Source organism: Mucilaginibacter sp. 5C4, assembly GCF_034345625.1.
GTDB classification, from domain to species: Bacteria; Bacteroidota; Bacteroidia; order Sphingobacteriales; family Sphingobacteriaceae; genus Mucilaginibacter; species Mucilaginibacter aurantiaciroseus.
On record NZ_CP133775.1, the window covers coordinates 3,503,158 to 3,528,070 of the forward strand.

18 protein-coding genes are annotated in these 24,913 nt (G+C 43.9%); 5 read left to right on the forward strand and 13 right to left on the reverse strand.

Annotated elements, in window-relative coordinates:
• The first annotated feature begins 445 nt into the window (after window positions 1-445).
• Window positions 446-2,515 carry a M13 family metallopeptidase gene (locus RHM67_RS16485; protein WP_322228039.1) on the forward strand — a complete coding sequence of 690 codons (2,070 nt, stop codon included), beginning with the start codon at window positions 446-448 and terminating at the stop codon, window positions 2,513-2,515.
• Between the two features lie 84 nt (window positions 2,516-2,599).
• On the opposite strand, the gene RHM67_RS16490 is transcribed toward RHM67_RS16485, so the two are convergent.
• Entirely contained in the window at window positions 2,600-3,076 is a 477-nt protein-coding gene (locus tag RHM67_RS16490; RefSeq protein ID WP_322228041.1) for a hypothetical protein, read from the reverse strand.
• 130 nt (window positions 3,077-3,206) lie between these two features.
• Between RHM67_RS16490 and RHM67_RS16495 the strand changes: the two genes are divergently transcribed.
• Window positions 3,207-4,541, forward strand: a complete 1,335-nt coding sequence (locus RHM67_RS16495; RefSeq protein WP_322228043.1) for an MBL fold metallo-hydrolase — start codon at window positions 3,207-3,209, stop codon at window positions 4,539-4,541.
• Between the two features lie 75 nt (window positions 4,542-4,616).
• Here the strand turns inward: RHM67_RS16495 and RHM67_RS16500 are convergent, their stop codons facing one another.
• The 3 genes from RHM67_RS16500 to RHM67_RS16510 all read right to left on the reverse strand — a co-directional run bounded on the left by RHM67_RS16500 (window position 4,617) and on the right by RHM67_RS16510 (window position 7,365).
• Window positions 4,617-6,332, reverse strand: a complete 1,716-nt coding sequence (locus tag RHM67_RS16500; RefSeq protein ID WP_322228044.1) for a GMC family oxidoreductase — start codon at window positions 6,330-6,332, stop codon at window positions 4,617-4,619.
• Window positions 6,333-6,510: 178 nt separating this feature from the next.
• Window positions 6,511-6,972 (reverse strand): GDSL-type esterase/lipase family protein, encoded by a 462-nt coding sequence (locus RHM67_RS16505; RefSeq protein ID WP_322228045.1) that lies wholly within the window; start codon window positions 6,970-6,972, stop codon window positions 6,511-6,513.
• 84 nt (window positions 6,973-7,056) lie between these two features.
• On the reverse strand, window positions 7,057-7,365 hold the full coding sequence (locus RHM67_RS16510; RefSeq protein ID WP_322228047.1) for a hypothetical protein: 309 nt from the start codon (window positions 7,363-7,365) through the stop codon (window positions 7,057-7,059).
• 207 nt (window positions 7,366-7,572) lie between these two features.
• On the opposite strand from RHM67_RS16510, the gene RHM67_RS16515 reads away from it, so the two are divergent.
• Complete coding sequence (locus RHM67_RS16515; protein WP_322228050.1) at window positions 7,573-7,770, forward strand: hypothetical protein; 198 nt, start codon at window positions 7,573-7,575, stop codon at window positions 7,768-7,770.
• Window positions 7,771-7,850: 80 nt separating this feature from the next.
• Here the strand turns inward: RHM67_RS16515 and RHM67_RS16520 are convergent, their stop codons facing one another.
• From RHM67_RS16520 to RHM67_RS16535, 4 genes are all read right to left on the reverse strand, one after another.
• Entirely contained in the window at window positions 7,851-11,111 is a 3,261-nt protein-coding gene (locus tag RHM67_RS16520) for a TonB-dependent receptor (RefSeq protein WP_322228052.1), read from the reverse strand.
• A gap of 187 nt (window positions 11,112-11,298) precedes the next feature.
• A complete protein-coding gene (locus RHM67_RS16525; protein ID WP_322228053.1) occupies window positions 11,299-12,741 on the reverse strand; it encodes a hypothetical protein in 1,443 nt (480 codons plus the stop codon).
• A gap of 113 nt (window positions 12,742-12,854) precedes the next feature.
• Window positions 12,855-15,653: a TonB-dependent receptor gene (locus RHM67_RS16530; protein WP_322228054.1), complete on the reverse strand. Its 2,799-nt coding sequence runs from the start codon at window positions 15,651-15,653 to the stop codon at window positions 12,855-12,857.
• Between the two features lie 117 nt (window positions 15,654-15,770).
• Complete coding sequence (locus RHM67_RS16535) at window positions 15,771-16,133, reverse strand: helix-turn-helix transcriptional regulator (RefSeq protein ID WP_322228055.1); 363 nt, start codon at window positions 16,131-16,133, stop codon at window positions 15,771-15,773.
• 523 nt (window positions 16,134-16,656) lie between these two features.
• On the opposite strand from RHM67_RS16535, the gene pruA reads away from it, so the two are divergent.
• Window positions 16,657-18,294: an L-glutamate gamma-semialdehyde dehydrogenase gene (gene pruA, locus RHM67_RS16540; protein ID WP_322228057.1), complete on the forward strand. Its 1,638-nt coding sequence runs from the start codon at window positions 16,657-16,659 to the stop codon at window positions 18,292-18,294.
• A 211-nt stretch (window positions 18,295-18,505) separates the two neighbouring features.
• Here the strand turns inward: pruA and can are convergent, their stop codons facing one another.
• The 5 genes from can to RHM67_RS16565 all read right to left on the reverse strand — a co-directional run bounded on the left by can (window position 18,506) and on the right by RHM67_RS16565 (window position 22,951).
• Window positions 18,506-19,171 carry a carbonate dehydratase gene (gene can, locus RHM67_RS16545; RefSeq protein WP_322228059.1) on the reverse strand — a complete coding sequence of 222 codons (666 nt, stop codon included), beginning with the start codon at window positions 19,169-19,171 and terminating at the stop codon, window positions 18,506-18,508.
• A 12-nt stretch (window positions 19,172-19,183) separates the two neighbouring features.
• Complete coding sequence (locus RHM67_RS16550) at window positions 19,184-19,945, reverse strand: YoaK family protein (protein ID WP_322228062.1); 762 nt, start codon at window positions 19,943-19,945, stop codon at window positions 19,184-19,186.
• A 100-nt stretch (window positions 19,946-20,045) separates the two neighbouring features.
• Window positions 20,046-20,768, reverse strand: coding sequence for a carbonic anhydrase (locus tag RHM67_RS16555; protein WP_322228064.1), 723 nt, complete (start codon window positions 20,766-20,768; stop codon window positions 20,046-20,048).
• A 76-nt stretch (window positions 20,769-20,844) separates the two neighbouring features.
• Window positions 20,845-22,467: a SulP family inorganic anion transporter gene (locus RHM67_RS16560; RefSeq protein WP_322228065.1), complete on the reverse strand. Its 1,623-nt coding sequence runs from the start codon at window positions 22,465-22,467 to the stop codon at window positions 20,845-20,847.
• 151 nt (window positions 22,468-22,618) lie between these two features.
• Window positions 22,619-22,951, reverse strand: coding sequence for a hypothetical protein (locus RHM67_RS16565; protein ID WP_322228066.1), 333 nt, complete (start codon window positions 22,949-22,951; stop codon window positions 22,619-22,621).
• Window positions 22,952-23,169: 218 nt separating this feature from the next.
• Between RHM67_RS16565 and RHM67_RS16570 the strand changes: the two genes are divergently transcribed.
• The gene (locus RHM67_RS16570) at window positions 23,170-24,711 is read left to right on the forward strand and encodes an acyl-CoA carboxylase subunit beta (protein ID WP_322228067.1); all 1,542 of its coding nucleotides are present in this window, start codon (window positions 23,170-23,172) and stop codon (window positions 24,709-24,711) included.
• The last annotated feature ends 202 nt before the right edge of the window (window positions 24,712-24,913 follow it).

Here is a 24,913-nt window from a genome sequence, read left to right on the forward strand (position 1 = left end):
GGCGCTAATTGGGAACAGGTAAAATGATGATAGCCTCTCCCCGGCCCTCTCCTTTGGAGAGGGAGCCAATAATTACTTTGAAAATAATTTTAAAGCCCTCTCCTTTGGAGGATTTGAGTGAGGCTTCTTCCCCACCCTCTCTGCTTCGCAAAGAGGGTGGGGCATGTAGTGCCGCGGGCTGAGTTAAACCTACACGTTTTAGGTGGAATAATTATAAATTACGCCCTTCAATCCATCAGCAACAATATTTTTACATACAGCCGTTTATACTGTATAAACTTTGCGCCCGGTATGAAAACATTGCCTGTAAATCGTTTTTTAGCAGCTTTTATAAGAATGTCGCGTTTGTCATTTGTTATAAACTGGTTCAACAAGTAGTTGCCGCTGCCCTATTATTTGCCATCCGGCAGATAAATAATTAACTTCACGTTTTACTGATTTTAACATGAAATTAAAGTTCACCAACTTAATGCTGATGGGTGCCCTGTGCCTGTCTGCCAATGTTTTTGCCGCCAATGGCGATAAAACCCCGAAAACAAAATCACCAAACGATCCGCCCAAAAAATACATCGACCCGGCCAATATGAACCTGTCGGTAAAACCAGGCGACGATTTTTTTGATTACGCCAACGGCAACTGGATAAAACAGAACGCCATCCCCGCCAAAGAAACCCGCTGGGGCAGCTTCAATATCCTCCGCCAGGAAAACACCAACCGCCTGTTAGGCCTACTTAACGAGGTTAGTAAAACGCCCGGCCAGCCAAAAAGCACCCTTAAACAACGCGTGGGCGACCTTTACGCCAGCGGTATGGACAGCCTGACCATTGAAAAGAAAGGCTATACCCCAATCACTACCGACCTTACCCGCATCAACAAAATAAGCGACCTGAAAGGCATTGTTAACGAATTGGTTTACGAACGCGTTAATGGCATAGGCAGCCCGCTATTTGGTTTTGGCGTTGGGCAGGATGACAAGCATGTAGATAAATACATCATCAGCCTTAGGCAAGGTGGCACCAGTCTGCCCGATAGGGACAACTACCTGAAAGATGATGCCCGCAGCAAAAAGATCCAGGACGCGCTTAAGACATATATCACCACCCTGTTCACCCTAACCGGGACAGATGCTGATGCGGCATCCAAAAACGCAGGTACCATTTTTGAACTGGAAAAAACCCTTGCCAAATCACAGTTAAGCCGCGTAGCACAGCGCGACCCTAATGTTACTTACAACAAATTCTCGGTAGCCGATTTTAGCAAAACCACCCCGCATTTAAACTGGGTGCAGATATTGCCGATGTTAAAAGCAGCCGGGCAGGATACGATCATTGTTGGTCAGCCGGCTTTCTTTAAGGATGCGGATGCATTGCTTGCTTCCACCCCGGTTGAGGACTGGAAAACCTATCTAAAATGGAATATCCTGCGTGGATCGGCTTCATCATTAAGCTCACCATTTGTGAACGCGAGTTTCGCTTACAGCGCAGCGCTTAGCGGCCAAAAAGCCCAAACACCGCGCAACGAGCGCATGAGCGGCCTGGTTGATGGCAGCATAGGCGAATTGTTAGGCCAGCTTTACGTAGAAAAATATTTTACACCAGCGGCTAAGCAATACATGATAGACCTGGTGAACAACCTGAAAGTAACCCTTGGCGACCGCATCAAACGCCTGGACTGGATGAGCGAAGAAACCAAAGCCCGCGCACTTAAAAAGCTTGCAGCGTTTACTGTAAAAATTGGCTATCCAGATAAATGGGAAGTTTACGATGGCTTAGTGATCAACCGTGATGATTACGCCGGTAACTTAAAGCGCATTGCCGTTTGGCGTTACAATTTTAACGTGAGCCGCCTGGGTAAGCCTGTGGACAAGACCCGCTTTGGCATGACCCCGCCAACTGTTAACGCATCATACAATCCAACCAATAATGAGATCGCTTTCCCTGCGGGGATCCTGCAGTTCCCTTTCTTTGATTTTGGGGCCGATGACGCGGTGAATTATGGTGGTATCGGGGCGGTTATAGGTCACGAAATGACCCATGGTTTTGATGATGAAGGCCGCCAGTACGATGCCGATGGTACCCTACGCGACTGGTGGACCAAAGCCGATGCCGACAAATTTAAAACCCGCGCCGACCAGGTGGTTGGCCAATACAATGCATTTACCGTGCTGGATACCATCCACGTAAACGGCAAACTTACCCTTGGCGAAAACCTTGCCGACCTTGGCGGCTTAAACGTAGCTTACGAAGCCTACAAGAAAACCAAACAAGGACAATCAACTACTAAGATCGATGGATTTACGCCTGATCAAAGATTCTTCCTGTCGTGGGCGCAGGTTTGGCGCAGCGCGCAACGCCCCGAGGCGGCCGCGCAACGCATCCTAACCGACCCGCATTCGCCCGAGCAGTTCCGCACCAACGCCCCTGTTGTTAATATGGATGCCTGGTACATCGCCTTCGATGTAAAACCTGGTGATAAGATGTACAAGAAACCCGAAGAGCGGATAAGGGTGTGGTAGGTTAGAGATTAGCGATTAGATAGCTATCGGGATGTGAATAAAGATTAGATAGAGGGAAGCCTGGTCCAGAATCGGGCTTCCCTTTTATACTGATTGCATCATTTTTAACGCCGCGATGGCAGCGCCGTTTTCAGGGTACTCTTCTAATACTTTAATATAAACATCTTTACCTTCAGCACCCCGCCCTAATTGGGTAAGGCTGAAAGCGATATTGCACAACCCCATTTCCCGATAAGTCATTCTTGATGCACTTAATAACGTTATATACTTGTATTTATCAACCCACGCGTATCGTTCAAAATAAAAAACGCTTTGTTGGAAATGTAATATAGCCTGTTCAAAATTACTCTTTTTCAAAAGTGCTACCCCTTGCCTGTGTTGCCTTGCTATTAAATTTCTTAAAAAATATATAATAAACCAGTAAACTAAAACACCATAGATCAAATCCATGCGGTCCTCAGTAAATAACGAGAAAAACCAAAACAGCGAAAAAAGCAATATAAATTGCGGGATGGTATACAACCAAACAACCTTACCCCGCACGAATGGTGTATCTGCCATGTTCTTTAATTAGTCTTGCTAAAATAGAATTTCCTATCTAATAATTTTTATATAATCTTTACCTCTCCCCCACAATCTCTACTTTCGACGTTTAATCTAAACCTATATCTTTGCGGCACTGACACATGATATGATAGTTCATCAATTTTACGATAAGGGATTGGCGCATGCTTCGTACGCCATTATTCGCAGCAATAGGATGGTTGTTATTGATCCTGCCCGCAACCCGCAACCTTACTATGATTTTGCCGCTTTGCACAATGCAGACATCACCGGCGTTATCGAGACCCATCCCCATGCCGATTTTGTAAGCTCTCACCTCGAGATACACCAAACTACTGGGGCGGTTATTTATGTAAGCAAGCTTGCCGGTGCCGAATACCCTCACGAAAGTTTTGATGACGGCGATGTGATCCGTTTAGATGACATCAAGCTAAAAGCTATTAATACCCCCGGGCATTCACCCGATTCTATCTGTATTTTATTAGAGAACGAGAAAGGCCGCGATTGCGCCGTTTTCACTGGTGATACGCTGTTTGCAGGTGATGTTGGCCGCCCCGATCTGCGCGAAAGCGTTGGTAATATCACTGCAAAAAAAGAAGAACTGGCCCGCCAAATGTATCACAGCACTCGCGAAAAACTGATGGTTTTGCCTGCGGATGTTACTGTTTATCCCGCGCACGGCCCCGGCTCGCTTTGCGGTAAAAGCATGAGCCCCGATCTGCAAAGCAGCATTGGTAAGGAACTGCGCGATAATTACGCCCTGCAACTGATGGACGAACTCGCTTTTGTAAAAACCCTAATGGCCGACCAGCCCTTTATGCCAAAATACTTTGGCTACGATGTGGAACTAAACAAAACCGGCGCGCCAAATTTTGAAGAAAGCATTGGCATGGTTACCCGCCCGTCTAAAGATATTAAGCTGGAGAAAGGCGCTTTAATTGTTGATAGCCGTACCAAAGTGGCTTACCGCAGCGGCCACGTAAAAAATGCCATTAACCTGCAGGATGCCGAGAAATTCGAGAGCTGGTTAGGTTCTGTTATAGGCCCTGATGAGCAGTTTTATTTGATAGCCGCAACCGACGAAGAACTGGAAGTTGTTATCCGCAAAACGGCTAAGATAGGTTACGAGAAAAATATTATCGCGGCTATACTTGTCCCGGCGAATGCCAAAGAACAGTCTGCTAATATTGACTATGCTGATTTTAAAGCGTACCCGGATAACTATACTATTATCGACGTGCGTAACTGGACAGAGATTAAAGGCGGGAAAATCTTTAGTAATTCACTAACTATTCCATTACCCGAACTGCGCGAGCGTGTTGGTGAGATCCCAACAAATAAACCTATTGCAGTGCATTGCGCGGCAGGTTACCGCTCTACAGCGGCAACGGGGATCATTGAGGCTGCGATAAGCAATGTGCCAGTTTATGATTTGGGTGAGGCTATTAGAGATTGGCAGTAAAGGGTTTTATGCCGGTGTACTGGCTGCTTCGTTTCAGCAACCCTTTCAGGGCATATTGCTTATTTATTCGCGCTATCATAACTCTCCCCTTTTCAACGCATCGGCAGCATAGTTTGCCGAACGGGCGGTTAAGGCCATAAAGGTTAGCGATGGGTTTTGCGTACCTGTAGACGTCATGCAGGCGCCATCAGTTACAAACACATTGGGGCAATTATGTAACTGGTTCCATTTATTAAGCAGCGATGTTTTAGCATCGTGCCCCATACGCACCCCGCCAACTTCATGAATATCAAGCCCCGGTGCTTGCTTGCTATCATTAGTGACTATGTTTTTACAGCCAGCTTTATCCAGCATCTCGGCCCCCTGCACCAAAAAGTCTTTTAAAGATCTTTCATCATTATCGTCATAATCAACAGAAATACGTAGTTGCGGTATCCCCCATTTATCTTTATGATCATTACTCAACTGCACAAAATTGCTCTCTTTAGGGATGGTTTCGCCCTGCATCATCATGTAAACGCCCCAAGGCCCGGCCTCACCGATGGCATCTTTATAATTGGCACCAATTGGGTCGCCGTTGGTAAAGTGCCCCCAGCCGGGGCGGGTGGCGGTATAAAACACCATATAGCCGCGTAAAAAATCTGTTTCCTGCTTATGTACGTTCCTAAAATTTGGCATCATTACAGCTGTTGGCCTGCGCCCATAGTAGTAACTATCCATATGCCCATCCTTACCGGCAGTGATAGAGCCACGATAATTCTGAAACGCGATGTATTTGCCCAATAAGCCATTATCATTCCCCAAGCCGTTTGGGAAGCGGTTTGATGTTGAATTAAGCAGGATAAGGTTACTGTTTAATGCCGCCGCGTTCACAAAAATAATTTTAGCAAAGTATTCTATAGCCTTATTGGTAAGCGCGTCTATAACCTTTACACCAACGGCTTTTTGCTTCTTTTCATCGTAAATAATGGAGTGCACTACAGCATCTGGCCGTAGCGTTAAGTTGCCCGTTTTGGCTGCCCACGGCAAGGTTGACGAATTTGAACTGAAGTATCCACCAAACGGACAACCTCTTTCGCACAGGTTGCGCGCCTGGCATTGTCCACGCCCTTGCTGCAAATGAATTGCTTTTGGTTGGGTAAGGTGAGCGCAGCGCCCAATAATTACGTTACGATCTTTATAATTTGCCATAATACGCTGCTGTATCTCCTTTTCTACCACATTCATCTCCCATGGGGGCAAAAAGTCGCCATCGGGCAGGGTTTCTAATCCGTCATGGTTGCCGCTTATGCCGGCAAATTGCTCTACATAAGCGTACCAGGGGGCCAGGTCGTCATAGCGTATTGGCCAGTCTACCGCAAAACCATCCCGGGCGGGGCCTTCAAAATCAAACTTGCTCCAACGCTGGGTTTGCCTTGCCCAAAGCAGTGATTTACCCCCAACCTGATACCCCCGGATCCAATCGAAAGGTTTATCCTGCACATAGGGATGCTCCTTGTCCTTCACAAAAAAATGCTCGGACGCCTCACTGAAAGCATAACACCTTTCTACTATTGGGTTTTGCTGTTTAACAGATAGGGGTATTTGGCCGCGATGTGGAAAATCCCAGGGGTTTTTGGTAGCTGTTGGGTAATCTTTTAAATGCACAACGTCTCTGCCACGCTCTAACACAAGCGTTTTAAGGCCTTTGCCGCAAAGCTCTTTGGCCGCCCAGCCGCCGCTTATACCCGACCCTATAACGATAGCATCAAAAGTATTAGCCGCAAATTCGTTTGAATTTAAATATGCCATTAAAATTGGTTTAATAAACTGAAATTAACGATTGTAAACGATAACATCAACAATAGCATCCTTTTCATTTTTTACCCTTATTTTTATAAAAGCCCCTTTATCACCGGCCAAACGGTTTCTGCAACTACTTTGTAGCCTTCTGCAGATGGGTGCAGCCTGTCCCACAGGTTAAGGTGCTTTACGCCCGATACGCCACCAGCAGGAAGGGAACAAATGCTATTTGGTTATTATCCTTCGCAAGTTTTTTGTAGATGCCATTAAACGCTATCGCGATGTTGCCCCCTAAAAATACCGGTACTTCCATTCCTAATAATACAATTTTTGCTTGCGGATATTTGCTTTTTACTTTATCGATAATAAGCTGCAGGTTTTGGGCGATGATGCGTGGAGGCACTCCCCTGCGGATGTCGTTTATACCCAATTCCAGCACAAAAACATCAACATGTTTACTTAGCCAGTATTCTAACCGGGATAAGCCTCCTGCTGTAGTATCGCCACTAACACCGGCATTAATGATGTTATAATTTAATCCATCAGCGTTGATTTTTGTACCGATCAACGCCGGAAACGATTCTGTAGCCGCTCTTGCCAGCCCGTAGCCTGCCGTTAAGCTATCGCCAAAAAATAAAATATTCTTCATAGGTGAAGGGACGATTGACGGTGAATTATATTGCAGAATTATGTGTAGCGTGTCTTGTCTCTCGATTCATGACATACTGCCTCCCTAATCTATCCCTTCCACACTCCACAAACCGGGATGGTCGCGGTAATGGGTTATATTCTCGATAATCTCCTCTATTTCGTGCGAGGTAAGCTCATCATGGCCATCGGCAGTATAGGTAAATAGCTTTCCGGGGTATTCAAAGGTAATATAGCCGAGATAGTTGGGGTCTGTTTTTGTTTCAAGTAACAATTCGCTTTCCTGCCGATGCTCTTCTACTTCGTCCAATTCGCTATTGCTATAAATATTATAGGTATAGGTGAGTACCTGGTGGCCATTTACCTGCGCCTGCGTATTAGGTATTATCTTCACAGGTCTATTATTTCCGACGGTAAAAAAAATGGGCATCATGGCTTTTAGTTCTTGCCCTATACGACAAATGTTGAAACAAATAGTTTTGCCAATAATAGTTATTATTAACTTTAACGGTAGATAAAAATCCTAAAACTTAATAACGACTTGTTGTTACTGATAAAAACCGCTGGTTGAAGGTTGCGACTGGTAGTAGCTGATGACACAATGGAGTTGGCTTGCCGTAAGGAAACTACAGGCAAACTATCCCGATTTTTAGCATCCGTAGAAGATGGAAGCCTGTTTAAAGGCAGGATACAGTTTCATAAAAGCGAGGATACAATTACTGTGATGCTTAAAGGAAACAAGGTAGGTTCTATCAACCTATTCAACCTAAAAGAGGTACTTAACGCTTATAATGTATAATCAGTATTAATTATTTACAAAACAAGAACGCCCCCGATTGCTCGGGGGCGTTTTGATTAAATATAAAGAACGAGTGAAAATTAAAATGCGTAACGTAAACCAAACTGCATTTGCCAGCGTGATGCAAATAGGTCAACAGAGTACGGTACACCCGGGTCGGTAAAGGTGTATTTAGGGTACGTTGTTGATACTGCTGTAAATGCAGGGGTTGTTTTTGGTGTTAAACCAACGCTTGCCGTTGAGTTGAACGTATTAGCCGAGAAGTAATACTGGCCCCAGTGCTTGTTCAACAGATTGGTAAGGTTGATGATATCGTAAGTAAAAGTTAACACTTGTTTGCGTTTGCCGCTGCCAAACTTAAAGTCTTGCGAGAAACGGAAATCAAGGTTGTTATTCCACGGAGTGTAAGCCGCGTTACGCTCGGTGAATTTACCACGACGAGAGCTTAAGTATTTGTTGGCATCAATGTAGTTATCAAAAGTTACTGCCTGTTGTGCGGCTGTTGCACCACCTGCTATATCGCTAAAGAAATTAACGGTTTCGCCTGTTTTAGGGATGTAAGATAAGCTCACTTGCTGGCCTGTACCGTCGATAGCTTTAGGGTAAATACCGTAGGTGTACGGGTTACCTGTTTGCGCACTCAGGAAGAAGGTAAAGTTTGCCGTGTAGTTTTTGGCTTTATCCCAGTTAAACACATAGTTTACGTTTGATACGATGCGGCTGCGGATATCAAAGTTTGAATTAGCCAAACCCGGGTTGTTTGGGTTAAGCGCCTGGTTCAACTGCCAGTTAGATTCCATTGAGTTACGGATGCCGTTTGTAACATCCTTAGAGTGACCGTAAGTATACGCTACCGATGCATTCAAACCAAACGGGAATTGTTTAGCAACCTGCACGGTTAAGCTGTAACGATAACCCTGATTGGTATTTGATAACAAATAAGCATTAGTATACGAAGGGTTAACTTTTTTGTTAACAAATATTGGTTGCTCTTTATTTACATCGTAAGGGTAATAAGTAACACTATCTACAGTATTTACCTGCTGGAATTTAAGATCGTGGATTACTTTTGTGTAGATACCTTCTAAAGTAAACTTCCATTTATCGTCTGTTTGATAATCGTACGCTAAGTTTGTACGCCATACCTGCGGCATTTTAAAGTGGTTGTCTATCAAATCCACCTGTGTAGGGCCGGATGCACCCGTATTAGCTGCCGGATTATTCTGCTGGTTTACATAACCTAAACCACCGTTAGCGGGGGCCTGCACAGGGTTTGTACCCGGCGTAATTGGGGCGGCAGCTTTTGGACTGCGGTCATAAGCGCCATAAGTATTACCGTTGTTGTAAAACGCGTAACCAAACCATGCAAACGGCACACGACCAGTAAATAAACCGCTACCACCACGCAATATCGCGCTTTGGTCTCCATTAATATCATAGTTGAATGATACGCGTGGGTTTATTTCCAGGTTATTTAAGTAGTTATTTTTGATATCTGCCGGTTTGGTGTAGGTAAAGGTGTTACCATAGTTAACATCAACCGGGGCACCTGTTGTTTTGCTGCTTAAAGGCTGTTTGTTTGGGATACCGGCATAGTCAAAACGTACGCCTGCAGTCAGCTTAAATTTATCGCTTAGTTGAATTTCATCCTGTCCGTAAAAACTCAATAGGTCAACTTTAAACTGTGCCGATGGATGGGCAAGGATATAGTCGCGGGTGTTATCTATATAGTTATAATTGGCGCGTGTACGCGATGGGTTGTTAGCTAAAAAGTTGGCAACGCTGCTGTAAGCTATACGGCCGTTCCATGCGTTTACAAAGTTGTAGGTAATGTCGTAAAACTCGTTGTGTGTACCAAAAGTAAAAGTATGTTTGCCTTTGGTATAGGTTAAGTTATCGGTAAACTCGGTTGTTTTTTGGCGCATATCAAATATGGCAGCTTCCCTGTCGGTACCTAAAAATATGGTTGTACCCGGGGTGTTACCGGTGATCTCAATTTGTGGTAAAGCCGGGTTTGAGTTTGGTGTGCGGTAATCATGCACGTTTGAGTAACCTACTACTAAACTGTTGTTCAGGTTGTTGTTGAACCTTGTTTTTAACTCGGCAACGGTAGAACTGCTGTTATTGTGCGATGTGTAATCGATATCGCTAAAGCGGAAATTCTGCTGATCGCGCTCCAGGTTGGTAGCGGTTGATGAGATGGTATTATTACGCAAGGTCAACTGGTTTTTATCGTTAATGTTCCAGTCTAAACGGTTAAAGTATTTGTTAGAGCGAGAAAAGATAGACGCGTTCTCGTAACTACCGGCATCAAAACCATAAGACGCCATTTTATCTTTAATGTTGATGGCATCCTGCAAGGTTAATACTTGAGCCGAACCGGCTGTACCTGCCGCCGCGATAACAGGGTCTTGCCTACGGGCGATCTCTTCATTGGTAAAGAAGAATAATTTGTTCTTCACGATAGGGAAACCTAAACGGATACCCGTCTGGTAATCATGAAAGGTTGAGGGCAGGCTTGAGCCATCGCCACCAGATGCTGCTTTTGCATTGTTGGGACCAACCATGAAGGCACCACGGCCGTAGCCATAAACAGATCCTGAAAAATCGTTTGTACCGCTGCGGGTTACCGCGTTGATACTACCACCCAATACGTTACCAATTTTAATATCGTAAGGGGCTACAAGTACCTGAATATCCTGTATGGCATCTAACGATACCGGGCTGGTACGCGTGCTGCTACCCACCTGGCCAGACGCGTTATTTTGGCCCCCTAATGAAGGGCTAAAGCCGATTGCATCGTTATTGATGGCACCATCAAGCGTTACGTTGTTGTAACGGTAGTTGGCACCCTGGAAAGAGTTATTATTGCTTTGCGGCGTAGCGCGGGTAAGATCCTGCAAACTGCGGTTTATCGACGGCATGTTCTTGATCTGGTTTTGGCTGATGCGGGTGCTTGCACCGTTTTTGGTGCCGCCGCTATTACCCACAATTTTCACCTCTTTGAGGGAAGTGGTTTCGTCTGCCAAAATAAAATTATAAGTGGCACTACCTAAAGATAGGTTAACATCTGTACGTTCATCTTTTTTATAACCTACAAAAGAAGCGCTTAAAATATAAGGACCACCCGGGTTTACATTGGGGATGGTATAACGGCCATCGGCATTGGTTTGTGAACCGTAGCGTGTGCCGGTGCTGGTGTTTAAAACAGATACGGTAACACCCGGCATGGTAACGCCTTTAGCATCAACAACCTTACCGCTTATAACGGCCGTTGTGATCTGTGCGTTAGCCGCTACTGTTACCAGCAGGGTTAAAATTATCAGGTAAATTTTTTTCATTATAGAAGGGGTTTTTATTTACCCCAAAAGTGTACCCGCTACATTACGCGTTTGTTACGCCGAAATTAGAATGGGATTAGAATAGTGTTGTTAATGTTAAATTAATGTTAAGCAAAGTGGGAAATGTGTCAACAAAAAAGCGGCTACCCAAATGGATAGCCGCTTATAATATTATTATGCTTTATGACTATTTAACAGCACCAGGAGAGGTGTAAGCCATAGCTTGTGGGTTAAAGTTAGCCCAACCAGTAGTCCAGTCTTCAGTACCGAAAGCGCCTTTGTAAGCAACTTTAGTAAAGAAAGCGTCGGTAACTTTTGCATCAGTAAATACTGCACCTGTTAAAGCAGGTGAAGTACCTATTTGAGTGAATACCGGCACACCAGCTCTTGCAGCAGGGGCAATATCAGCACCAAATTTGTAGGCATCAGTGTAAATACCAGCTGCATAAAGATCAGGCGTGAAAGTATTGTTTAACATTAGTTTAGCAGATACAGCAGCTAATGCAGCACCTGTTGCTTTAATCTGGTTGTTTTTAACGTTGCTACCTGCTACCAGGTTGTTAGCAAATACAGATGCACCGGAAGCTAAGTTAGCAGATGCATTAGCAGTACCACCTGCTGGTAAAGCGTCATCAAAAAATACGCCTTCGGTATACCCAACTATAACAGAGTTTAAAATGCTGATAGCTGTGTTACGACGGATCTGAGCACCATGCTGGAAATTAGCATTGATTGCAGTGAATGTAGCAGTTTCTTTTGGACCTAATATAGTCATGTTAGAAAATACCGCGCTTGTTTGTGGCGTACCGTTAGTACCGGTTGCGTTGTTATCAGATTCGAAACCGTTTGAACCAGATACATCGGCAGTTGCAGCTAAACGCTGAGCTAAACCAAACTGGATCTTACCAGAGAAACCGTTATCAGTATCAAAATCATCATCCCAGCTATCGATAGCTAATAAGTGTTTAGCATTTACGCTGCCACCAAACCATTCGAAAGCATCATCACCAGAGCGGTAAACTTCTACGTAATCGATAGTTGTACCAGAACCAACGCTACCGAAAGTTAGACCGTTGATCTCATTATCGGGGCTTAAAGCGATACCGGCGTACTCTATACGTACATATTTCATTGTACCAGAGTTATCGGCAATGTCGGTACCACCATGCTTACCTTTATCGGTAGCATCAGATATACCTTCGATTGTTACAGAAGCACCTACGTTATTAGGGGCTTTACCCAAAAGGATAACGCCACCCCAGTCGCCTTGTGAACGGCCACCGGCTGCTACATTAGATGTAAATACAATTGGTTTATCTGCAGTACCGGCAGCTTCAATTTTTGCACCGCGGGTGATGATCAAAGCAGCTTTTGTTGCTTTATCACCTTTAATGATTGTACCCGGTTGGATAGTTAATATAGCATTGTTGGTTACAAATACGTTACCTTTTAAAAGGTAAATTTTATCTGCAGTCCATGTGGTTGCTGTAGTAATATCAGCGTTTACTGTTACAACACCGTCTGGTGGGGTAACAATACCGCCGCCATCACCGGCATCAACAGTGTTTTTTGAACAACTTGAGGCTAAGATTGTGAAGCCCAGTGCCGCTACTAATAGAATTTTTTTCATTGTTTGATTTTTTAATTTTCAATTCAAAGTAACACAAGCACCTTTTACTTAAAGTTAAGGGTTGTTTATGTATATGTTAAATAACATGGCTTAGTGTTAAGCCCGTATTAATATTAAAGTGTATATGTAAATGCCAATGAATACGTAGACCCTGGTTTATAGCTACTTTGGATACCGTCACCGGCGTCAACCTTTTTATTAAAATTATTATCATAATAAAAAGTGCTGGCGTTATTGAAAATATCTGCAGCGGTAACTTTTATCTCGCCTTTACCTTTAAATACTTTTAAGCCAAGTTGCGCGTCAAATACGTTACGTGGTGCTTCCCAAATATCTTCATATAACGCTCCTGCTGCAACGTTAAGCCTGCGGCCTACCCTGTTATACAATGCATTGAAGTTTAATTTATTATTAAGGAACGAATGCTGTACACCGCCGTTTATTACGTATGGTGCCTGGCCTACTAACGAGCGTTTGGTGTATTTAAAATTAATACCCGCGTTAGTTGGGTTATAGGCTGTAGATTTAATAACCGCTAAGTTTGCATATAAGGTTGTGTTCTTCATAAAATCGTTAGCATAAATAAAATCTAATGTTTTACGAATCTCTAACTCGGCACCAATTACGTTAGCCTTATCAGAGTTGAAGTATGTAATGGTACGGGTCGAGTTAACATCATTATTATAAGTTTCTATCGCGTTTTTGAACCTTTTGTAGAAACCCGATACCGATATGATCTGGCCGGCTTGCGGATAAAGCTCAAAGCGGACGTCAAAATTATCAATATTTGACTTTTTCAAATTTGGATCACCTTGTTGCAACGCTAATAGCTCGTAGTCATAATATTGCGAGATAGATAATTCTCTAAACTCAGGGCGTGCAAGTGTACGCGAATATGATGCCCTTAAGTTTATCTTTTCTGATAAACTGTAAGTTAAGTTAGCAGATGGTAAAACATCTACATAATTTTGGTTAACAATACCATCGGCTCTTTTACTAACCGGGGTAACATTTACATCAAATTGTTCTACACGAACACCCCATACCAATCTCAATTTATCGGTAAGCTTGTTATCTAACATCGCATAACCAGAGTTAGTTAATGAGTGGGCATCATATGAATCATCAGATCCGTCTATCTCATCTAATTTATAAACACCTGCATTGATAACATCGCTGCGGAACAAGGTATTTAACGGACGTTGTTTTAACGGACGAAGGAAATCAGGATCGTTAATGTCGGGATTACTTCCGTCAACTACAGCCCCAAGGAAACGCACGTTGTAACTTCTCTTTCTGTATAAACTTGTTAAACCTGTTTTGAAAGTTGCCGATTGTGAAAACATTTTAAATGGCATAGAGTAATTAACCGCACCAGAGTATGAGTTTTCGTTAAGTTTGGCATATAAAGTTGCATTATCTTTACCCAGGGTTGAAACGTTTGCCTCAAAAGGTTCGCCGCTACCAATATTGCGCGAGTAGCTTATTTTGCGTTGTTGCGGCTGATCATTAAGTACATTACTATAGCTTAAGTCCCAGTTTATTTTTGCTCCTTTTTCGCCAATTGGGTGGTTACCCTCTAAGGTCGATTTTAGTAAAGCTTTCTGTAGGAGGTCAAAAGCATAATATTTTACATCAACACCAGATGCCTGGTTGCTACCCGTACGTTGCAAAAACTGATCGTCATAGATCCTATTGTACACATTTTTGAACGTGATCTTGTTTTTACCGAAAGTGTAACCTAAGTTTAATAACGCGCCAAGGTTGGTAGAGAATTTATAAATATCATCATTGTAATCATAACCGTAAGCGTTGCGCTTAACATCATTACTTATAGTTTGGGCATTGCGGTAAGTTAAACCGAAAATAGCTCCAAAACGGGTGCCGTTTTTTTCGTTATCCTTAACCCTGGCTAATGTAAACTGGTAATTTTGAGTTGGCAGTGCTGTATTTTTGTAGATGTTATAATCTTGTGAAATACTTTTTAACAAAGAATTATTTTGTTGCTGGGTTAAACCGTTAACAATTTTAGAGTATGGTAAAAAGCCATTTGGCAACTGTTTTTTACCGTTATCAAAACCAAAATAATCGCTGGCATTACGCTGCCCACTTAAAAAAGTTTTACCTGTTGATGCCGTATTGTAACCGGCACCAATACCAAATGATATCGAATTTTGCTCGGGCAAATCTTTGGTATTTATCGCGATCAAACCACCTGCAAAATCTCCGGGCTGATCAGGGGTAGCAGTTTTGGTGATGGTTAAACTTTCTACCAGGTTTGATGGCACGATGTCAAACGAGAACGCTTTCCTGTTTGGCTCGGTACTTGGCAACGATGCGCCATCAAGCATAGCGTTATTATAACGATCGCTCAAACCACGGATAACTACGAATTTGTTATCCTGCACGGTGGCACCGCTTACACGTTTTAAAACGTCGGCAGTGTTCCTGTCCGGTGATTTTTTGATCACCTCGGCAGATGTACCATCAGAAATAGATACGCTATTTTTTTGCATGGCGTATAAGGCGCCGATTGATTGCTGCCTATAGGTAGCTTTAATCACAACCTCTTTAAGGGCTTGCGACTCGGCCTGGCCTATAGTAATATCAAGAGCGGTGTTAGCACCTTGCTTTACTTCAATTTCAGATACTGTTTTGCTTTGGTAGCCTATATACCTTATAAGAATGGTGTATTTACCGGGCGCAATGCCGCTTAATACATAATGGCCGTCAACATCGGTAGCGGTAGCCTTGGTGGTGCCCTCTATGTTGACCGTAGCACCTATTAAGGTTTCGCTGGTTTTTTGATCGATGACCTTACCTGAGATACGGCCCGTGGTTTGGGCAAGCAAATTGCCTGCCGTAAGCGTCATAATAACCATGACGGTGATTGCGGATAAAATTTTTTTCACGTGTATTAATTTAATACCGCAAAACTATTACCACGATGTTAGTTGAATGTTACGAATGTATTACCATAACCGCCACTTAATATTATCCCAGCATTAACGGGTGGCCTAAACGTACTGCTAACCAGCTTTTTGCCTATCAGTTAAGTTGTACTGCTTTAATTCTCCCAGCTGAATTTCGTAGGTGCGCATCCTGGCATGCAGTATATCTACTTCTGTACGCAGCATTTGGATCTCGGTGATCAGCTTGGCCGAATCGGGTTTGTGGATCATCTTATCACCCGTACCCAGTATCAGCCACTCGGGCGAGTACTTTAACTGGAAACAAAGCTTACGGATAAGATAGTAACTGATTTCCTGCTTTTGGTTGATTACCTTGCTGATAAAGCCCTGGTCTACCCCTATAGCGTTGGCCAGTGCCAGCTGCCCGCCGTGCTCCTTCACTATTACTTTTATCCGTTTTACAACCGCTTCGTCAGACATGGTACAATTATAAACATTTTTGGCAAAGTGGCAGGTTTTTGTGAAAAAACCATCGGTGATTTTATTACTGTCCCATTTATTTTATTAGAAAACACTTAAAAATATAATAAATTGATTATCAATGAATTAAAAATTGACTTTTATAAATAACAAGTCAGCTTATAATTACAAGTAATTGATTAACAAATATTTAAATTTTAAAATAGGTGTCCCGCTTATTTCTGAATGGGACGGAATGGGACACCATCTTTCCGCGCCCGTAAATGACTTTTTTCCGACTTGTTTTCGCCGGGGGCGAAACCATTTGGTGAACAAAACGGGACAGCAGGATACACCTCTTTCCTGATCCAACAAATAACAAGGATAAAGTGAAAGAACTGTTGTATTTTTATAATTGCCTGAAATACGCTTAAAACTATCAACGTTATCTCATCAATCCCAAGTCACAAATTTCATTTGCACATCCGCTTATTCGCACATCTGCACATTAACCCCTATCTTTGCGGCACTAAATTAAACACCTATGTTAAAAGGATTTTTTAATGTTCCTGCCCCTGTAAACGAGCCTGTATTAAACTACGGCCCGCGCAGTTTGGAACGTGCAGCGCTTAAGGCGGCCTTGGTTGAAGCCCGCTCAAAACAAGTAGATATCCCCATGTATATTGGCGGTAAAGAAGTTAGGACAGGTAAGCTGATGGAACTGCGCCCGCCGCATGATCATAAACACCTTTTGGGTACTTTCCACTATGGCGATAAAAGCCATGTGACTGCTGCCATTGATGCGGCCCTTGCCTCTAAGGCCGATTGGGAGAACCTGCCATGGGAACAACGTGCCGCCATATTTTTAAAAGCCGCCGAACTTTTGGCCGGCCCTTACCGCGCTACCATTAACGCGGCTACCATGCTTGGCCAAAGTAAAAACGCATACCAGGCCGAGATTGATGCCGCCTGCGAATTCATAGACTTTTTGCGCTTTAACGTGCAATACATGACCGAAATTTACCAGCAACAACCGCCGGTATCCGGCAAAGGTGTTTGGAACCGTTTAGAGCAACGCCCGCTGGAAGGTTTCGTGTTCGCGCTTACGCCGTTCAACTTTACGGCTATTGCTGGTAACCTGCCAACATCTGCCGCCATGATGGGTAACGTTGTGGTTTGGAAACCGGCCGATACACAGGTTTATGCCGCTAATGTGATTATGCAGGTATTGATAGAAGCCGGCCTGCCTGCAGGTGTTATAAACATGATCTACGCTGATGGCCCCGAGGTTGGCGATGTGGTATTTAACCACCCCGATTTTGCAGGTATCCACTTTACAGGATCTACCAAGGTATTTCAGCACATCTGGCAAACTATTGGTACCAACATTCATAAATACAAAACATACCCGCGCATTGTAGGCGAAACCGGTGGTAAAGATTTTGTGCTTGCCCATCCAAGCGCTAATGCCGACGCGGTTGCGGTTGCCCTTTTACGCGGCGCGTTTGAATATCAGGGACAAAAATGTTCGGCTGCTTCACGTGCGTACATCCCGGCAAGCCTTTGGCCCGCGGTTAAGGAGCATGTGGTACGCGAAATGGCTACCTTTAAAATGGGCCCTACCGAAGATTTCGAGAACTTTATTAATGCCGTTATCAGCGAAGTATCGTTTGATAAACTGGCTAAATATATTGATGCCGCTAAAGCGGATGATGCCGTTGAAATAATTGCCGGTGGTACTTACGATAAAAGCCAGGGTTGGTTTATACAACCTACCGTGCTGCAGGTGCAGGACCCATACTATGTAACTATGTGCGAGGAATTGTTCGGCCCGGTATTAACCGTTTACGTTTACGAGGATAACGAGTGGGATAACATCCTGAACATTGTCGACAAGACGTCTATCTACGCTTTAACAGGCGCCATACTGTCGCAAGACCGTTACGCCATTGCCGAGGCTACCACACGCCTGCGCAACGCTGCCGGCAACTTCTACATCAACGATAAACCAACAGGTGCGGTGGTAGGCCAGCAGCCATTTGGCGGCGCCCGCGGATCAGGCACTAACGACAAAGCCGGATCAATGATCAACCTGCTGCGCTGGGTATCGCCACGTACTATTAAGGAAACGTTTGATTCTCCAAAGGACTACAGATATCCGTTTTTAACGCCAGAGCACTAACTTAGGCGAAAGGCAACATAAAAAGGCGAAAGGTTTTAAGAACCCTTCGCCTTTTTTATGTTATTTGTCATTCTGAGCGATAGCGAAGAATCTAATAACGAACTGTGCAAACGAACATGCATGTAGTAGAACAGATCCTTCGCTATCGCTCAGGATTACAAATTTTAATCTTTTCTTAATTCCCGGCTCTTAAAATCTTGATTCTCCCCGCCTATTTTGCAAACCTAAACACCTCAGCCATTTTTGAGTTGTTGCTGGTGCTAATCTGCATATCGGTGATAACGCCGGTTGCAAGGCTGTAAACCCAACCGTGTACATCTAGTTCCTGGCCGTTTGCCCAGGCATTTTGCACAATAGATGTTTTGCAAAGGTTGCTTACGTTCTCTACCACGTTCAGTTCCACCAGGCGGTCGCCACGTTTGGTTTCATCGGCAATGGCATCCAGCTCTTTGGCATGTACGCGGTAAACATCTTTAATGTGGCGCAGCCAGTTATCAATCAGTCCAAATTGTTTGTTGGTCATACTTGCCAGCACGCCACCGCAGCCGTAATGGCCGGTTACTATCACGTGTTTTACCTGCAATACATTTACGGCATAATCCAGCACGCTCAGCATATTCATATCCGTATGGATCACCATGTTGGCAATGTTACGGTGTACGAATATCTCGCCCGGGTTGGTATTGGTGATCTGGTTGGCGGGTACGCGGCTATCGGCGCAACCGATCCATAAAACAGGTGGCTTTTGGCCGTTAGCCAGCTTTTCAAAATACTGAGGATCTTCTTTTAAAGTATCTTCAACAAACTGGCGGTTGCCATCCAGCAGACTTTCGTAAGTGATATGGCTGGTGTCGTGAATTAATTTTGTAGCACACATAGCATCTGTTTTTTATAAATTTTTATTCTTTGTGATTTTTGTTTTGGTTGGATAGATCACCTGGTACACCTTATGGAAAAACACAGGTAACATATCATAATACAATATGGTAAGTAATATAACAGGTACAAAGTAAAACACCTTAAACTCGTATATGTTAAAAAAGTAACCGCCTACCAGCCCTCCAAAAATAAAAAAAGCAAGCACAGTTAACCGCACGTAGATCTTATTCTTTAAGGTTTGGCTTTCTTTGGTTTTAGGGTGCAGCCAGTCGGCCAGTTCGCTACCCAGGTCAGTAAACAAACCGGTAAGGTGGGTAGATTTGATCAAGCCGCCCGATATGTTTGATACCAGCCCATTCTGCAAGCCCATAGCGAATAGTAGCGAACCGATTACAACTTTACGCTCAATTTCGGTTTCCTGGTAAAATTTATGCCCGTAAATTGCAACAAAAAGCAGCACAATAATTTCCAGGATGATAGGTACCGAATGCGCCCTGTAAGAGCTTTTGTGTTTTAAAGATTGTACGATAAAGTTGGATGTGAAGGATCCGATCATAAACATCAGCAGCCATAGTACAAATATGATAATGTCGTTAAAATTCTGCTGTAGGATATTTTTAGCCAGATTTGCCACATGCCCTGTAACGTTAGAGGTAAACGCCAAAAAAGCCAGCAGCCCCACCACATCGGTTATGCCCGCCACAAATGCGGATGATGACGCCAGCATCAGGTTTTGATTTAATGTGCGTTTTTCCTGTGGTTGTCTTAACATATTTGCTAAACATACATAATTATATCCTGTTTTACACATTAACAAAAACCCGGTTGTATTAAACAACCGGGGGCAAATATATAAAGAGATATAAGGCTTATTAATGCGCGGCTATCGCGTCTACACTGCTATCAAACTCGTACACGTAACCCAGGTTATGCGGGCTGCTGCTACTCACACCAAGGTCTTTAATTAAACCGGTGCTGATGTCAACCACCCAACCGTGTACTTCAAGATCGTTGCGTTCCATCCAGGCGTTTTGTATGATAGATGTTTTACAGATGTTGTACACCTGCTCGGTAACGTTAAGCTCCACAAGGCGGTTCACTTTGGCTTTATCATCGGTAATACGGTCAAGCTCGTTGGCGTGTAAGCGATAAACATCTTTAATGTGGCGTAACCAGTTATCAATAATACCAAACTGCTTATTTGTTAAAGCTGCTGCAACACCACCGCAACCATAATGCCCGGCAATGATCACATGTTTTACCTTAAGCACGTTCACGGCATAATCCAGCACGCTCAGCATATTCATATCCGAATGTACACACACGTTGGCAATATTACGGTGCACGAACACCTCGCCCGGCTTAGTACCGGTAACTTCGTTTGCAGGCACACGGCTATCCGAGCAACCTATCCACAAAACTTCGGGGCTTTGGCCCTTTGCAAGGTTGGTGAAAAACTCAGGGTCTTCGGCAGTACGCTTGGCAGCCCAGTCGCTGTTGTTTTTCTTTAGTTTGTTATAGCCGGCGCTTTGCGCCAGTTTTATACTGTTGGTATCAATACCGTTTTTTCCGTTTTTATTTTCTGTATTGTTCATGGTAGTTTTTTAATTAAATGATTTTAAACAAATTAGCCCCTCTAAATACCCCCGGTTGAGGAGAATTAAGCCCTCCCTACAGGGGAGGGTTGGGTGGTGGCGGATTATATATTAAATCTTTTAAAGGCGGCACTTCATACCTTTCCTTTATCTCTTTCAACTGCACAATTATGCCTTTAGTGTAGGCATTGTGCTTGTAGTTATTAATGATCTCCAATACATCCGGATCGATATAGCGCGAGTTTGAGCCATCAATAACCACATCACTGCCCTTTGGCAGGCTGGTAAGGGTTATCTGGATGGCGGCTTTGTTCAGGAACGAAACCTCCTCGGCCAATTTTATTCGGATGGTATTTTTTTCGCCGTTCGGCGATATGGTGTAGAAGTATGGGTTACGCATGTTGGTGCGTAAAATGTAGAATATGCCTACCATCATACCAATACCTACGCCTATTAACAAGTCAGTAAATACAACGGCTACTATCGTTATCACAAATGGGATAAACTGATCAAGCCCCTTATGCCACATGTGTTTAAACAGGCCAATCCTTGCCAGCTTATAACCAACCGTTAACAGGATGGCCGCCAAACAAGATAGCGGGATCTTATTCAGCAACGATGGTATGGCAAGCAAACAGATCAGCAATAAAAACCCATGGAATATAGCGCTCATTTTTGTACGGGCACCCGCGCCAACATTTGCTGATGAACGTACGATAACGGCCGTCATAGGTAAACCACCCAGCAGCCCGCTCACTAAGTTGCCAGCCCCCTGGGCAACCAATTCACGGTTTGTTGGCGATATCCTTTTGATAGGGTCAATTTTATCAACCGCTTCCAGGCTTAGCAGGGTTTCTAAACTGGCTACAATAGCTATGGTAACCGCTGTTATCCAAACCGCTTTATTGCCTATCCCGCTAAAATTTGGTGATTTAAACAGGCCAAAAAACTCGCCCGTGCTGTTTACTAAAGGGATTTGTACAAATTGCTTATCCAAAAGCGCAAGGCCTGTGCCTGCAAACAGTGCAGATAATGCCACACCCACAATTACAACCATTAACGGTGCGGGTATCATGGCAAGCTTTTTAACTTTAGGCCAGTAAATCATGAGCAATAACGATACAACACTTATAATAACCGCGCCGTAGTTTATCTTATGTAAAGCGCTAAAGATACCCGAAAAAGTATTGTTCTGATCGGTTTGGCTAAAGCCCTCGTCACCCTCAAAATCCCTGTCGAAGCCTACGGCATGCGGAAACTGTTTCATGATGAGGATGATCCCTATCGCGGCAAGCATCCCCTCTATAACCGATGATGGGAAGTAGTTAGCTACAGTACCCGCTTTCACCAATCCGAAGATGATCTGCATAGCACCGGCAAGCACCAACGCAAGCAAAAACACATCGAACGAACCAAGGGAAGCTATAGAATTTAAAACAATAACCGTTAAACCTGCAGCAGGCCCGGCCACGCTTAACTGCGAACCGCTAAGCGTACCAATAACGATACCGCCGATGATACCCGCTAAGATCCCCGAGAATAACGGCGCGCCGGACGCCAGCGCGATACCCAAACATAAGGGTAGGGCTACCAGGAATACGACTAAGCCCGCGGGCAGGTCCTTTTTTAAATTTTTAGCTAAGAAATACTTTTTCAGGTTGAGGCCGCCGGCGGGAACGCCGCCTTGCTTGATTTGCATAAACAATAATTTTATAATGAAACTTTAGTAAACAGCATGTTTAGCAACGCCAAAGCAGGGTTGTAAACAATACATAGTTTTTCCCGGCTGTTATAAAAAAACAGCGGTATGCGGTTAATCACCGGATACCAAAATATCCGGCAAATTTTAATTAAACGTTGGGAGGGGGTGTTGGTACAACAGGATGGTATACCTGCTTGTAAAGGGAGCGTTCCTGGTTGTGCAGGATGTTGGTCTCGATAACAATTGGCCTGTAAACTATAAGGTGGTTTATATTTTCATCAAAAAACTTTTTGTCTTTAAAGGCATCCTTTTCAGGGTCTTCCTTTTCATTTTTTGATTCATGCTCCAGTTGCATAATCACCGCGCGAACGGCTTTGTTATCCATACATAAAAAAACAGGCGCAACAGATATAACCATCTTCATAATAAAGATGCCCATAAACAATGCTGCAATTGAATTTTTGAAAATTCTGTTTTTCATGCGTGTCAAAGATAACGTTTTTTGGAAATGGAAAGTATCATTATGCCGTTTAAAGCTAATCTTACAATATAATTACTAATAGCCCCACCCTGCCCTCTCCAAGGGAGAGGGTTCAAAGAAGCTTCTTTAAGTCCCTCTCCTTTGGAGAGGGGTTGGGGTGAGGCTAAATAATTAGCAATATAATTACTAATTTTATCGCTTTACCAATAAACCACATCGTGAAAAAAAAGCTGGAAATTTTACAAAAAAAGCGCGACCAAGCGCTTGAAGGTGGAGGCGCTGCACGTATTGAAAGTCAGCACAAAAAAGGGAAATTAACGGCACGCGAAAGGCTGCATTTTCTGCTGGATGAGGGTTCGTTTCAGGAGATAGGGATGCTGGTGTCGCACCGCAGCACCGATTTTGGGATGGAGAAAGAAAAGTATCCCGGCGATGGTGTGGTTACCGGTTATGGTACTGTAAATGGCCGTTTGATCTATGTTTTCTCGCAGGATTTTACCGTTTTTGGTGGCTCGCTGTCAGAAACCCATGCCGAAAAGATCGTTAAGATAATGGACCTTGCCATGAAGAATGGAGCTCCCATAGTTGGCCTTAATGATTCCGGCGGTGCACGTATCCAGGAAGGTGTAGTTTCACTTGGTGGCTACGCCGATATATTTTACAAAAATACCATGGCCAGCGGCGTTGTTCCGCAAATCTCGGCCATTATGGGCCCCTGTGCAGGTGGTGCGGTTTATTCACCTGCCATTACCGATTTTATTTTGATGGTAGAGCATACCAGCTACATGTTTGTGACCGGCCCTAACGTGGTAAAAACCGTAACACACGAGGTAGTAACATCCGAAGAATTAGGTGGCGCAAATACTCATGCAACCAAAAGCGGTGTTACCCACTTTGCCTGTGCTAACGAGATAGACGCCATAAACCACGTAAAAAAACTACTGAGCTACATGCCGCAAAACTGCGAGGACCGTGCACCTGCCCTGCCTTACGAGGTGAAGAACGAGGAACGCCCCGCATTAACAGATATATTACCCGAGAATATTTCGCAACCCTACGATATCCGCGAGGTTATTGAACAGGTGATAGATGGCGGCTCGTTCCTGGAGGTTCATAAAGATTTTGCCGAGAACCTTGTGGTAGGCTTCGCCCGGTTAGCAGGCCGTAGTATTGGTATAGTTGCCAATCAGCCAGCGTTTTTGGCTGGGGTACTTGATATTAATTCATCAACTAAGGGCGCGCGTTTTGTGCGTTTTTGCGATAGTTTTAACATACCACTGTTGGTATTTGAAGATGTACCGGGCTTTTTACCGGGCACCGACCAGGAGTGGAATGCCATTATTACCAACGGTGCAAAACTACTTTATGCTTTCTGCGAGGCTACCGTTCCGCGTATTACGGTTATTACGCGCAAGGCTTATGGCGGCGCGTACGATGTAATGAACTCCAAGCATATTGGTGCCGACATGAACTACGCCTGGCCAAGTGCTGAGATTGCGGTAATGGGTGCTAAAGGCGCTGCCGAGATCATCTTTAAACGCGAAATAACATCCGCAGAAGACCCGGAAGCTAAATGGCGCGAAAAAGAAGAGCAGTACGCAGCCATCTTCGCCAACCCCTACCGTGCCGCCGAGCGTGGCTTTATAGATGAAGTAATCGCCCCGTCAGAAACTCGCGTTAAATTAATTCACGCCTTTAAAATGCTGGAGAATAAAGTGGTGAATAATCCAAAGAAGAAGCATGGAAATATTCCATTGTAAATTCGGATTTTAAAACTCACTACCGTCCCTTTTAAGAAACGGATAACATAAGATTTTTAAGTGGCTTTGGCCCAAATAGCAAACTCTCTATTTCGGCTAAAGCCATTTTTATTTGCTGGCTATCCGTTGGCTAAAGCCAACGGCAATGATATTTTTCCCTTGACATTCAAATTTAACACCTGTGCTCCACATTATTGACCTA